At 72.0% G+C, this 13607-nt stretch carries 11 protein-coding genes; 3 read left to right on the plus strand and 8 right to left on the minus strand.

Annotated features, from left to right (window positions below; all coding sequences use genetic code 11):
* Positions 1–82 precede the first annotated feature (82 nt).
* Positions 83–298, plus strand: a complete 216-nt coding sequence (locus tag RV983_RS02460; protein WP_475984088.1) for a hypothetical protein — start codon at positions 83–85, stop codon at positions 296–298.
* A 541-nt stretch (positions 299–839) separates the two neighbouring features.
* Positions 840–1469, plus strand: coding sequence for a hypothetical protein (locus RV983_RS02465; RefSeq protein WP_475984089.1), 630 nt, complete (start codon positions 840–842; stop codon positions 1467–1469).
* Here the strand turns inward: RV983_RS02465 and RV983_RS02470 are convergent.
* The 5 genes from RV983_RS02470 to RV983_RS02490 form a co-directional block, all read right to left on the minus strand.
* A complete protein-coding gene (locus tag RV983_RS02470; RefSeq protein WP_475984090.1) occupies positions 1466–1807 on the minus strand; it encodes a MarR family winged helix-turn-helix transcriptional regulator in 342 nt (113 codons plus the stop codon). The two genes, RV983_RS02465 and RV983_RS02470, sit on opposite strands and share 4 nt — an antisense overlap.
* A gap of 135 nt (positions 1808–1942) precedes the next feature.
* Positions 1943–2932, minus strand: coding sequence for an NAD(P)H-dependent flavin oxidoreductase (locus RV983_RS02475; RefSeq protein ID WP_475984091.1), 990 nt, complete (start codon positions 2930–2932; stop codon positions 1943–1945).
* A 34-nt stretch (positions 2933–2966) separates the two neighbouring features.
* On the minus strand, positions 2967–3887 hold the full coding sequence (locus RV983_RS02480) for an RNA polymerase sigma-70 factor (protein WP_475984092.1): 921 nt from the start codon (positions 3885–3887) through the stop codon (positions 2967–2969).
* Complete coding sequence (locus tag RV983_RS02485) at positions 3884–5089, minus strand: NAD(P)/FAD-dependent oxidoreductase (protein WP_475984093.1); 1206 nt, start codon at positions 5087–5089, stop codon at positions 3884–3886. The genes RV983_RS02480 and RV983_RS02485 overlap by 4 nt, the downstream gene beginning before the upstream one ends.
* A 129-nt stretch (positions 5090–5218) precedes the next feature.
* Positions 5219–6358: a TDT family transporter gene (locus tag RV983_RS02490; RefSeq protein WP_475990200.1), complete on the minus strand. Its 1140-nt coding sequence runs from the start codon at positions 6356–6358 to the stop codon at positions 5219–5221.
* A gap of 605 nt (positions 6359–6963) precedes the next feature.
* On the opposite strand from RV983_RS02490, the gene RV983_RS02495 reads away from it, so the two are divergent.
* Entirely contained in the window at positions 6964–9705 is a 2742-nt protein-coding gene (locus tag RV983_RS02495; RefSeq protein WP_475984094.1) for a multifunctional oxoglutarate decarboxylase/oxoglutarate dehydrogenase thiamine pyrophosphate-binding subunit/dihydrolipoyllysine-residue succinyltransferase subunit, read from the plus strand.
* Positions 9706–9865: 160 nt separating this feature from the next.
* Here the strand turns inward: RV983_RS02495 and RV983_RS02500 are convergent, their stop codons facing one another.
* The 3 genes from RV983_RS02500 to RV983_RS02510 form a co-directional block, all read right to left on the minus strand.
* Complete coding sequence (locus tag RV983_RS02500; RefSeq protein WP_475984095.1) at positions 9866–10384, minus strand: NUDIX hydrolase; 519 nt, start codon at positions 10382–10384, stop codon at positions 9866–9868.
* A 95-nt stretch (positions 10385–10479) separates the two neighbouring features.
* The gene (locus tag RV983_RS02505) at positions 10480–11943 is read right to left on the minus strand and encodes an MFS transporter (protein ID WP_475984096.1); all 1464 of its coding nucleotides are present in this window, start codon (positions 11941–11943) and stop codon (positions 10480–10482) included.
* 431 nt (positions 11944–12374) lie between these two features.
* Complete coding sequence (locus tag RV983_RS02510; protein WP_475984097.1) at positions 12375–13370, minus strand: GlxA family transcriptional regulator; 996 nt, start codon at positions 13368–13370, stop codon at positions 12375–12377.
* Between the last annotated feature and the right edge of the window lie 237 nt (positions 13371–13607).

Genomic DNA, 13607 nt, shown 5'->3' on the forward strand with positions numbered 1-13607 from the left:
GCTGCGCGCCCGGCTGCCGCCGGACAGGTCACGCATGCACGCCCTCACCCGACCTCGCATCGCGAGGCACACTGTGTGCAGCATGTCATCGCGCGACGACGACGCGTGCGCGCGTGACGACAGCCACACCGTCGACGCCTACGAGGCACTCGGAAACACCGGGCCGGAGATGGCTTGGGCGGCGTTCACGGACGGTTTCCACCGGGCGGCGGCGCTGCCTGACGCCGATCCGGCCGAGGACGATCCGCAGGGCGTCCCCCTGCCCGTCCCGCCGACGGCGGTCATGTGCTCTCGATGACCTGGCGTCTGACGGCGGCCGCGCGGGAGGCGCGCTGGATCGCGTTGCCGGCCCAGGCGGGAGGCGCACCCTGGTCTTCGCCGTACGCCGCCCGACCGGCGTCCTCGCCGGCGACGACGCCTCGTTCCGGGTGCGCGACCTGTTCGTGCCGACGGGCATGACGAGCTCCCCCGAGGCACCGCGCTGAACGGCCGGAACACGGCGTACGTGTGGTGCGCGGCCTCGGGCATGGCGTTCGGCTCCGGACGGCTCCTGCCGGCGGAACCCGACGGCCGACCCGGTCATCGGCAGGGAACGGCGGCAGCCCACCTGGCGGCGCGCGTGCGCCAGAGTTGCCCGAATCGCGCTCTCTCCAGGGGTCGTGCGCGGTGCCACTATCCCGGCACGAGAGCACAACGTCATCGACAGCAAGCACATGAGTTGCTTGCGTGCGCGCATATCGCTGGATTCTGCCGCACGACGCGTCACCCGTGCGGGGACCGCCCCGCCCTGGCGGTACAGTCTCACCCCCGGCCTTTTGGGCCTTGGGCCTGCCGTGCGAATGGAGCCGGACATTCCATCACACATCCTGGTACCGGAAGACCCCGTCTTCGCTTCCACGTTCCGTAGCGTCGAAGAGCCGCTGCTGCATTCACTGCACTTCTGGTACCGAGGCGAGATTTCCGGCCACCAGATCGACGCGGTGGACACCGCGTACTCCAGTTACGGGGCAATCCTGCGATCGTTCCCCGCGCGGCTCCGCAGGTTGATCTGGGAGTGCCACTCCGGGCAGAGCGACCACGAGAACCACGAAGACCCCGACGGCTCGGGCGACCCGCCGCTGCCCCGCCTCCATCCCGTCGGCATCAGGCGGGCGGACCTGGATTCCCTGGACCGATGCTGCCGGATGCTGCGCCAGGCGCGCCAGGAAGGCTCCGCGAACCCGCTCGGGGAGATCCTTGAAGAGGTTGGTGAGGGGATCGACCTCGTGGACACCTTCACCCGCGTGCTCCGGGTGCTGGAACTCCCGGCCCCCCGAGGGCTGCTCGCGGATTCCTTGGGCGGCCGGACGAACAGGCGGGAGCACGTCCTTTACTGCGCCGAGGTGATCCGGGCGCTGAGCGGCGGTGACGAATTCCAGTCCCTCGCCCATCAGGCTTTGTACCGGACCTTCGACTCGGCGACGAATTAGATCGCGTTCCTCCCGGCGAGGGCCGATCCCCCGGGCGGATCGGTCGAGTCGGGCGGCGATGGTTTCGATCTGCTCGACGAAGCCGGCGAGCGCGGCCGCGTCCAGGTGATCGATGACGCGCTTGCGGGCACTCGCCAGATTCGTCGGATACGCGGACTGCAGCGCCGCGAGCCTTCGGCTGTCAGGCTCGCCACGCTCCCGCGGGCATCGTTGGCATCGCGCTGCTTCACCACCCAGCCCCGTGTCTGCATCGCGTCCGCGACGCGCGAGATCCGGCTGACGGACAGGGCGGTCGCGGCGGCCAGATCGGTCATCGACTCCACGCGGTGGAAGGCCACCCAAGATCCTCACACTCCTCATCGACGGCGCCACGGAGAAGGCGGCTGCCAGGCTGATGACCCTCACGGGTGCCTCGAGCCGCATGCAACTGGCGTGGCAGGCGGCCCGCAGGGGATGGCTCCGCCGCACCGTGTTCAGGACTCGGTCCCGCTGCCGGGCCGAAGCCTTCCGGCCCTGGTCAGCGCGGCCTCGGCCTGAGCGGCCAGCGTGGTGACGAGGTCGGCCGCGGACGGCAGGTCGGTGATGAGGTCGACCGCCTCGCCCGCCCAGACCGGCAGGGGAGGAATCGCCCCTCGTGCCACGTCGTCCCGGTAGTCCTGACGGGCCCGGCGGTCGTCGGCCAGTTCGGCCTCCCGGCCGCGCCATCGGTCGAGGTAGGGGTGGCCGAGCGTACGGGCGGTGTACTTCCCGGTCGGCCAGCCCGCGCCGCGGGCGATGTCCAGCACGCTGTTGCGTTCGGTGTCCTGTCCGCGTCCTTCGATGATGGCCTGGCTGACGGAGGGATCGACCAGCGCTTCGGTCGTCGCCTGGAAGCGGGTGCCGATGAGAGCCCCGGCGGCCCCCAGGGCCAGGGCCGCGGCGACACCCCGGCCGTCGGCGATCCCGCCGGCCGCCAGGACCGGTACCGGAGCCGCGAGGTCCACCACGAGCGGTACGAACGGCAGTGTGGACCGCCCGCGGCGGGCACCGTGGCCGCCGCTCTCGGTTCCCTGCGCCACGATGACGTCGGCACCCACGTCCACTGCCCGCCGGGCCTCGTCCAGATCCGTGACCTGGACGATCAGAACGGCGCCCGACCTTCGGATCCGGTCGGCGAACGGGCCCGGGTCGCCGAAGGACAACATCACCGCCGCGGGGCCGAACTCAAGGGCCCGCTCCACCGCGCCGGCATCCACCGCCCAGGCCAGAAAGCCGACACCCCACGGCCGGCCGGTGCCCGCCGCGACGATCGGCAGTTCCCGCTCCAGCCAGGCCCGGTCCCCGAACGCACCGCCCAGCAGGCCGAGACCGCCCGCCCCGGAGACGGCCGCCGCCAGCGCGCCCCCGGCCGAACCGCCCATCGGCGCCAGCACGATGGGGTGCCGCACGCCCAGCAAGTCCGTCAGCTCCGTCGACAGCGCCATGCGCACATCATCGCTCCCCTACCGGCCGGCGGGCTCATCGCACCCCGATCCCGTGAGCCGTGCCGCCGGCGACGGCCCGGAGCTTGTCCGGGTTGGCCACGTTGTGGATGGCGGTGACGCGGCCTTCGGCGTCGAAGTCGAAGGTGACGGTGGCGATCACGCGGCCCGGTCCGCTGAACAGCATGCCCGGTCCGCCGTTGATCTCGACGAGCTCGGCCTTCATGTCCGCGGGCTCGATGCCCTGGTAGCTGACGGTGCCCATGGCCGCGAACCAGGCGGCGACCGTCGGCGCGCCCACGACCGGGCGCAGGGCCTGGCGGACCTTGCCGCCTCCGTCGGTCCACAAGGTCACGTCCGGGGACAGCAGTTCCATCAGGGCGTTGACGTCACCACCGGTCGCGGCGGTGAAGAACCGCTCGGTGACCTCGCGCTGCCGTGACCGGTCGGCGGTGAAGCGCGGCCGCCGGGCCCGCACATGTTCACGAGCACGGTGCGTGGCCTGCCGCACCGCGGTCTCGGAGCGCTCCACCGCCTCCGCGATGTCGGCATGGCTGAAGTCGAAGACCTCCTTCAGCACGAACACCGCGCGCTCGAGCGGGCTCAGCGTCTCCAGCACCACCAGCATCGCCATCGACACCGACTCGGCGTCCGCGACGACTTCGGCGGTGTCGCGGCTGGTGAGGATGGGCTCCGGAAGCCACGGGCCGACATAGGTCTCCCGCTTGTGCCGCGTGGAGCGCAGCCGTTCCAGTGCCAGGTTCGACACGATCCGCGTCAGATACGCCTTGGGGTCGGCCACCTGCGTACGGTCGGCGGCAGACCACTTGATCCAGGCGTCCTGGACCGCGTCCTCGGCATCGGCCGCGGTGCCGAGGAAACGGTAGGCCACAGAGAACAGCAGGTTGCGATGGCGGTGGAACACCTGCTGATCGACGTCCGCGGGCACGTGGTTCACCGCGCCTGCCGTATCCGGGTGAAACGCCCTCCACGGGGCCAGAACGCGCCCGAGGCGGGCATCTTCTTCATGCGGCCGTAGGTCGGCCAGGGCGAGGCGGTCACCCACTCCTTGTACCAGGTGGCCGTTGGGCCCGTCAGATGAATGCGTCGCGGGCTGTCGTCGGGGCGGGTGAACTGCACGACCGCGTCGTGCCGTCCCAGGCTCACCGGTGTGTGGTAGTAGCCGAAGCGGAACGGCTTGGGCCGCTTGCCCCGCAAGGCGCGAACGATCGAGACCGCGGCGTGCACACCGGTCGGCATGCCGCCCTGGCAGGTGCCGTGCATGACGCCGTAGCCCTGGCGGATCGCGGCCGCGTCACCCACCGCGTACACGTCCGGGTGCGACAGCGAGCGCAGTGCGGCGTCGGTGACGATACGGCCGCGCTCGTCGACGGTCAGTCCGGCGGCGGCCGCCAGCGGCGACACCCGGGTACCACTGGCCCAGACGACCGCGTCGGCGGCGACGGACTCACCACCCGTCAGCTCGACCACGCCGGGCAGGACCTTCGCCACCTCGACCCCGCTGCGCACCTGGACGCCCAGCCGGTCGAGCGCGGACCGCAGATATGCCCCGGCCTTCGGCCCCAGGGACGCGCCGGGCTCGGCCCGCCCCAGCAGAACGACCTTCAGCCCGGGGTGCCGCTCGGCGATCTCCGCGGCCGACTCGACGCCGGTCAGCCCGGTGCCGGCGACGACCACCGTGCCGTGGCCGAGCCGCGCCAGCCGGCCGGCCAGCGCCTCGGCGTCCATCGAGCTGTTCAGGGTGTACGCGTGGTCCGCGACCCCCGGCACCGACGCCGTGTCGGCCACGCTGCCCAGTCCGTAGACGAGCGTGTCGTAGTGCAGGTCCCGGTCGTCGTCGATCCGCACCGTCCTCGCGTCCGCGTCCACCGCCGTCACCCAGCCGCGCACGAACCGCGCGCCCGTGCCGGCCAGCAGTTGCGGGACGCTCCATTCGGCGACCTGCTGCCCGGTGCCCGTCATGTGCAGCCGCATGCGCTCGGTGAACCGCTCCTGCGCGTTGACGAGGGTCACCTGGACGTCCTCGCGCCGGCCGACCCGGGCCGCGAGCTGGACGGCCGCGGCCAAGCCCGCGTAACCCGCCCCCAGGATCAGGACCCGGTGGACACCCGCTCTGCCGGTCTCCTGCTGTGCGCTCATCGCTCCGCCTTCCTCCGCCTGCTGTTGACGAGCACCAGATGGAGGCAGCCGCCCGATCCGTGACATGAGGACGATGTGATGCGCGCCACAGCCGGGACCGCCCGCCGGAGCGAGGGCCTACCGCCTGCCTCACGGCCTGGCCGCGTACCCCGCGGCGTGGTGCAGGGAGCGCCAGGCCACCACGGCCCAGGCGGCGACGAGCAGTGCGTAGAAGCCGACGGCGGCCCAGACGAACAGCTGGGAGCCGGTGCGGACGGCGAGGGCGCCGGTCCCGGTGACGCAGGCGCCGAGGGGGAAGATGAAGGACCACCAGGTGGGCGCGAAAGGCAGCCCCGCCCGGACCTCCCGTACGGTCAGGGCCGCCGCGAGCACCAGCCACAGCATGGCGAAGCCCCACACCCCGAGGCCGCCGAACAGCGCGAAGACGGCGGCACCCCGCGCGTAGGGTGCGGGCAGCGCGCTCGGTGCCGCCGTGGCCAGCGCGCCCAGTGCCGTCACCGACTGTCCCAGCGCTCCCACGCCGATCCACACCGTGGGAACCACCGCGCCGGTGGGGGCCTCATGGTGCACCAGGCGGCTGTACACCATGGCGAGCACCAGCAGTATCGCCACCAGGCCGAGCCCGAACATCGCGTAGCAGGCCAGCAGGAGGGCCAGCCGTGGCTGGCCCGCCGGCGCGTGCGGCACGAGCAGTGCCCCCGTCGCGGCCGACACCATCGGCGGCACGACCGGCATGAGCCAGCCGCCGAACGCGGCGTCCGGTCCGTACCGGTGCCGGGTGACCATCAGGTACGGCAGGGCGCAGGCCGTCACGAGGCCGAGCGCGGTACCGGCCGACCACAGGACCCAGTCCACGTCCAGCGCCGCCCGCGCCCCGATGATCCGCCTGCCGAGCAGCAGCGTTCCGGCGCCCACGATCAGCAGGGCCATGGGCGGCGCGCCGAAGAACGGGGACAGCGCCGGGTCGGTGACGTGGTGGCGCAACGCCCGCTGCCGGAGGTATCCGGCGGTGAGTACGACGAGCAGCAGCGCGGCCCCCGCCCAGACCACCGTCGCGGCGCCCCGCAGTCCGGGGAAGCCCCGCGGCAGGGTCACCGCCGCGTTGGCGACGATCCCGGTGCCCATGACGGCCGCGAACCAGCCGGGGACGAGCAGCGGCCGCCCCGGCCTTGCGGCCCTGGGCGGCCGGGGACGGGCATGTACGGGACGTCTCGGGCCCGCGTCGTCCGTGGTCGGGATGGCTCGGGCACTGCTCGGGTGGGGCGGCACGGCGTAGAACGCCTCTTTCCTCGTCGTGGGGGCACCGTCGGTGGTCTGCCGGCGGCGTGGGCCCACGCACAACGGCTCGCGGGTCGCGGCCGAGTCCGTCGGCCCGTTGGCTCGCTGGCCCAAGGAGGCTATGGCGGTTTTCCGAGCGCGGCGTATAACAGCGTGTGCCACGACGGCCTCACTTCAGGACACGACGGGTGGTGCCGCCCACGCTCCCGCTGGACGTCGCGTCCGCCGCGCTGCCCGCCGGGTCCGGGGGCAGGCGGCGGCGTGCCGCCGGGAGGCCGTCCTCCTGGCCAGCGGACCTCACTCTGCGCGACCGGGTTCATCACACCGTCTCCGGACTGGACCATGCCCTCCCCCGCAGGCGCCCCCGGGTGACCGCCCGCCGGATGCGATGTCCGGATGTGCCGCCGTTGTGGCACGTCCGGCTCTCCCTGCCGGTCCCCGCACCGTCGTAGCGTCGATCGTGCGACACGGCGGATGGGTTCGCCTCAACGACGAGCAGTGGAACCGAGGTCCTTGGACGCCATGGGGTAACGGCCAAGGGGACCGGCCGCGTCCACCATCCATCGCTCCGAGTGAGGAAAGAAGGCGACCACCCAATGGTGTCGCAGTCACACGCCGGGGAGCCGGTGCTCCACGGACTGGAATTCGGTCTCAACGAATGGCTCGTGGACGAGCAGTACAAACGCTACTTGGAGGACCCGGGGTCGGTCGACCAGACCTGGCGGGACTTCTTCGCCGTCCCGGCGTCCGCGATCGTCCGGCAGGCGCGGCCCGCGGCGACCGCCGCGCCGGACGGCGCGGGCGACGCGGCGCTCAAGGCGGTCCGCGTCGCGGCGCTGATCGACGCGTACCGGGTGCGCGGGCACCTGGTGGCCGACACCGACCCGCTCGCGGCGAAGCACGCCGTCGCGCACCCGGAGCTCGACCTCGCGGCGTTCGGGCTCGGGGACGAGGACCTGGACAGGGACTTCGTCGTCGACGGGTTCGCCGGGCGCGACTCGATGACTCTTCGCCAGGTGCTGGACACGTTGCGGGACGCGTACTGCCGCTCCGTCGGTGCCGAGTACATGCACATCAAGGCTTCCGGGGAACGCCGGTGGATCCAGCAGCGCGTCGAATCGGCGCAGCCCCGGCCGGACCGCGCCGAACAGCTGCAGATCCTCTACCGGTTGGGCGCTGCCGAGGCCTTCGAGACGTTCCTGCAGACCAAGTACGTGGGTCAGAAGCGGTATTCGCTGGAGGGCGGGGAATCGGCGATCGTGCTCCTCGACGCCCTGCTGCTCCGCTCCATCAGGCACGGTGTGGGTGAAGCCGTCATCGGGATGGCGCACCGGGGCCGGCTCAATGTCCTGGCCAACATCATCGGCAAGTCCTACGCGGAGATCTTCCACGAGTTCGAGGACGCGGTGGACATCCGGTCGGTCCAGGGATCCGGCGACGTGAAGTACCACCTCGGCGCGGAGGGCATCTACCGTGCCCTGGACGGCAGCGAGATCGCCGTCTCCGTCGTGGCGAACCCCTCGCATCTGGAGATCGTGGGGCCGGTCGCCCAGGGAGTCGTACGCGCCAGGCAGGACCTCGCCGCGGACGGCGGCGAAGCCCTTGCCGTACTGCCGGTCGTCGTCCACGGCGATGCCGCGTTCGCCGGTCAGGGCGTGGTCGCCGAGACGCTGAACATGTCACAGCTGCCGGGGTACCGCACCGGCGGAACGGTTCACGTCGTCATCAACAACCAGGTCGGCTTCACGACATCGCCCGCCAGCGGTCGTTCGAGCACCTACGCCACCGATGTGGCCAGGACGGTCGAGGCCCCGGTCCTCCACGTCAACGGGGACGACCCCGAGGCCGTCGTCAGGGCCGCGCGCATGGCCTTCGACTACCGCCAGACGTTCGGCAAGGACGTCGTCATCGACCTGATCTGCTACCGGCGCAACGGGCACAGCGAGGTCGACGACCCGTCCATCACGCTGCCGGCGATGTACGACCGCATCGACGCCAGGCCTTCAGTGCGCAAGCTCTACGCCGAGGCGCTGGTCCGTCGCGGGGACATCGGGGAACGGCAGGTGGAGGGCGCGCTGCGGGACTACCAGGCGCATCTCGAGCAGGCCTTCGTCGAGACCCACGCGGCGTCGGAGCCCGCCGGACCCGGCACCTCCCCGGCCGCCGGGGACGAGCCCGCGCCGCGGGCGGCGACCGCCATCACGGAGTCGACGGCCCGTCAGGTCATCGCGTCCCAGACAGGGATGCCGCAGGGCTTCACCGTGCACCCGCGCGTTCTGCCGCAGCTCCAGCGGCGAACCGCGATGCTGGACGCGGGAACGGTCGACTGGGCCACCGCGGAGACCCTGGCCCTCGGCTCCCTGCTGCTCGACGGGGTTCCGGTACGGCTGTCGGGACAGGACTCCCGCCGCGGCACCTTCGGCCAGCGCCATGCGGTGCTCACCGACCGGCGCACCGGCGTGGAGCACACGCCGCTGAGCTCCCTCGGCGCGCAGGCGGCGGACTTCACGCCCTACGACTCGATGCTGTCCGAACTGGCCGCGCTGGCCTTCGAGTACGGCTACTCGGTGGCCCGGCCCGAGACCCTGGTGCTGTGGGAGGCGCAGTTCGGCGACTTCGTCAACGGCGCCCAGACCGTCGTCGACGAGTACATCGCGTCGTCCGAGCAGAAGTGGGGACAGCGCTCCGGGGTGACGCTGCTGCTGCCGCACGGCCTGGAGGGACAGGGGCCGGACCACTCCTCCGCCAGGATCGAGCGCTTCCTCCAGCTGTGCGCGCGGGGGAACATGACCGTCGCCATGCCCTCGCTGCCGGGCAACTACTTCCATCTGCTGCGGCAGCAGGCCCTCGATGCGCGCAAGAGGCCGCTGGTCGTCTTCACCCCCAAGTCGATGCTGCGGCTGAAGGCGGCCACCTCCGGCCTGTCGGAGTTCACCACGGGGGCGTTCCGTGCGGTCGTCCCGGACGCGACCACCGACACCGCCGGGATCAGGCGGGTGCTGGTGTGCTCGGGCAAGGTCTTCTACGACCTGGACGCCCGCCGGCGGGACTCGGGGCTGTCGGACACCGCGATCGTCCGCCTGGAGCGTCTCTACCCGTTCCCTGAGGAGGAGCTCGGCGCGGAGCTCGCCCGCTTCCCTGCGGATGCCGAGGTGCGGTGGGTGCAGGAGGAGCCGGAGAACCAGGGGGCGCGGTCCTTCGTGGCGCCGCACCTGGACCGGGTGGCGGGCCGTCCCGTGACCTGGGTCAGCAGGCCGGAGGCCCCGGCCCCCGCCGTGGGCTCCGCCCGGCGCCATGCCGGCGAGCAGAAGGATCTGGTGGATTCCGCCTTCCGCTGACCGGACCGTCGGCACGGACACCCCTCGGACCCGCGTCCGAGGGGTGTCCTGCTGTCTGTCGGCGCCCTGCCCGGCCGCCGGCGGTTCCAGGGACGCACACGATCAGGGGCGGTCCCCACGGGGACCGCCCCTGACGTCGGGCACGTGACCGGACGGCCGGTCAGAGGTGGTGGACGGCGGTGCGCGAGACGACGGCCTGCGCGAACAGCCTGCGGTAGAAGGGGCCCAGGCCGTCGGGTATGGCCAGGGACCGGAACGCCTCTCCCACGGGCAGGAGCCGGCGATGCGCCGTCCCGCGGCGCGGGTTCCACGGAGCCAGTCGCACTTCCGCCCGCCACATGGACCGGATCAGTACCAGCCCCTTCTGCGGGCCCCGGACGCAGACGCCCCTGCTGAACCCGAGGAGCCGGTACTCCGTCACCGTGGCGCAGGCTTCCTCACGGACCTCCCGGCGCACCGTGTCGCGGCACCTCTCGCGCGGCTCGGGGCGACTGCTGGGCAGGCGCCATCGCCGGCCGTCCTCGCTGACCACGAGGACCCGGTCCCCGACGACACAGACCACTTCCGCGCCGTACGGGGTACCCGGCGGCGGTTCGGAGGGAGGGCAGTATGCGACGCGCCAGTCCCGGCCGTTGCCGGGCGCGGTGAAGTCGGCGCCGTCTGCGGCGATGTTGTTCATGGTTCCCTTCCAACGGTCAGGTGGGGGGCGGTGTCGGGTCCGTGAACCCCCGGCATCCCGGGCCGGGGGCTCACGTTCCCGCCGTCGCGGGCGGATCAGGCCACGGGCTGCCGGGACGTGCGCGGGACCGCCGGGGCCTCGGCCACCGTGCGGTGGATGCCGAAGAAGCCCAGCACCGCGCCGAAGGCCGTCAGGCAGGCGGCGATGGCGAAACTGAGGGCGTAGCCGCGTACGGTGGCGGTCATCGGGTCGAGGCCCGCGTGCCGCAGGACGGTGGCGTGACTGGTGCCGATCGAGACCAGGGCGGCCAGGCCGAGGGCGCTGCCGATCTGCATGGACGCGTTGTTCATGCTGGTGGCGATGCCCGCGTCCTCACCCGTGGCGCCGTCCACCCCGGCGACGGTGGACCCGACCAGGACCAGGCCGCCTCCGAGGGGCACGAGAATCAGGCCGGGCAGTACATCGGCCGCATATGTGCCGTGTGCGCTCAGACCGGCGAGGAGCAGGTAGCCGGCCGTGGAGATCGCCAGTCCTCCCCCGTTGAGCATCCGCAGCCCGAACCGGCGCAGGAGGCGTGGTGCCAGCACCGTCGCGCTGAAGAGGATCACCAACCCGAAGGGGATGAAGGCGAATCCGGTCGCCAGCGGGGAGAACCGCAGAGTGTGCTGCACGTACAGGCTCAGCGAGAAGAAGAAGGTGGCGAAGCCCACGTAGTAGCAGATGCGCACCACGTTGGCGATGCTCCGGTTGCGCGAGCGCAGGAACGACAGGGGCACCAGGGGCGCGGACACCCGGGCCTCGACCAGTACGAAGCCGATCAGGAGGAGCACGCCGACCCCGACCGAGCCGAGGACGGGGAGCGAGACCCACGCGTGGCCGGCCTTCTCCAGCAGGCCGAACACCAGCAGGAGCAGGCCGAGGGTGACCAGGACGGCGCCGAGGACGTCGGGCCGGCCGCGCTTGGCGGCTGCCCGGCTCTCGGAGACGAGCCTGGGCGTGGCGAGGAACGCGAAGGCGGCGACGGGAAGGTTGATGAAGAAGATCCACCGCCACGAGGCGATGTCGGTCAGGATGCCTGACAGCACGACACCCAGCGCCACGCCGACTCCCGCCAGGCCGCTCCAGATGGCCATCGCGCGCGCCCGTTCCTGCCGCTGGGTGAACATCAGCGTCACCAGGGACAGGGCCGCCGGGCTCACGAGTGCCGCGCCGATGCCCTGCGCGAACCGGCTGGCGACCAGTACACCGGCCTGCTGGGCCACACCGGCGCTCGCCGACGAGAGCGCGAAGACCGCCAGTCCCACGAGGAAGAGGCGCCTGCGGCCGAGCAGGTCACCCAGTCGGCCGCCCAGCATCAGCAGTCCGCCGTAGGTGACGGTGTAACCGTTGACGACCCATGCCAGGCCGGTGGTCGTGAGGCCGAGGTCCCGCTGGATGGGTGGAAGGGCGACATTGACCACGGTCACGTCGAGCAGCAGCATCACCTGCACCAGACAGATCACCGCAAGCGCCCGCCATCTGCGCGGATCGGGTACGGGACTCGGACTGATCGAAGCCATCGTTGATCGCCTTCTGCTCGGTCGGGCCACCGCCCTGCGCCTCTGACGCCTCTGTGCGAGGCGACGCTTCTGGCCGGTCCCGGTCCTCGGGTGCTTTCCTCTGCGTTCAACTCCCGAGGCGCCGTGTGTGCTGGCCGCAGATACGGACAGCAAGGGCGCACATTCGGCCCGCTGACCGGCAGGACCCCCTGAGGCGCAGTCGCCGTTCCGGTGGGCCATGGACCCTCGGGTCACGCGGCAAGGCGCCCCTCCAGAGGGCGAGCGTCCACGGATCGCCACCGTGATGTGCCGTCATACGGGCGCGGGACAGCGGGCCGGTCACTCGTGCCGGCTCGGGGGCGTGGCGGCCCGGTTCTGCGACGGTCGTCGCGTACGTCCTGATGGGGGCCGGCCCACGCGACGGGGCCCCGGTGGCGGGGCCGGCCGTCGTGTCAGTCCTTCGTGCCCTCGCCGGTCGTCCGGAAGCGGGCCCGGTACGCGCCGGGTGTCACACCCAGGTGTCGCGCGAACGCTCTGCGCAGCGACTCGGGTGAGCCGAACCCCGTGCGCCGCGCCACGACCGCCATGGAGTCGTCGCTCCGCTCCAGCAGCCCCTGGGCGGCTTCCAGCCTGACCTGTTCCACATAGCGGGCCGGGGTGGTTCCCACCTCTTCGTAGAAGAGCCGGGTCACATGGCGGACGCTGACGCCCGCCCTGCGGGCCATCGCGGTCAGCGTGTGGTTGCCCCCGGGTTCCTGGGCGACCGCGTCCAGGACACGGCGGAGTGTGTCCTGCTGGGTGTGGGGGGCCTGGCAGCGGGCGCTGAACTGGGACTGGCCGCCCGGGCGCTGCATGAACACGACCATGTCCTTGGCAGCCGACCGGGCGATGTCCGCGCCGTAGTGTTCCTCGACGACGGCCAGGGCCAGGTCGATCCCTGCTGTGACGCCCGCCGATGTCATCAACTGCCCGTCCCGGACGAAGATGGCGTCGGGTACCACCTGCACGGAGGGGAAGCGCAGGGCCAGTTGCTGCGACCAGCGCCAGTGCGTCGCGGCACGACGGCCGTCCAGGAGGCCGGCCGCGGCGAGGAGGAACGCCCCCGTGCACACCGATGCCGTGCAGCGGCTCTTCTCGTTCAGCCGCCGGACGGCGTTCAGGAAACCGTCGTCCTTGATCAGCGTCTCCCACTCGGGACCGCCCGGGATCACCAGCACGTCGCTGGGCTCACGCACGTCGTCGACGGACAGGTCGGCGCCGAGCCGGGTCCCGGCGGAGGTGATCACCTCCGCGCCGTCCTCGGAGACGATCTGCACCCGGTAGCGCGCGCCGAAGTCGTTCGCGGTCGCGAAGACCTCGATGGGACCGGTCACATCGAGCAGCCGCACGCCCGGGAAGACGAACACGGTCACGGTGAGCGGGCCCGTTCCAGGGCGCTTGCGGTTCATCGGATGCCTCCGGGCCGTGCGCGGTGTGGACACTGGATCCGGCAGGGCCCGTACACACCGGGAATGTGCGGTGGGACGCGCCCGCACACTGCCGGTTCCGGCCGAGCGGGCTGTCTCCCTGTCGGGTGCCGGCCGCGCCGGCAAAAAGCCGTGCCGCAGACGTCACCGGTCCCGAAGCACTGGTCGAGGGCTCCGGGGCAGATCAGGAAGCGGATCACGGTCGGTGCCGGACCGCCG

It is taken from the genome of Streptomyces sp. RLA123, from assembly GCF_056270165.1.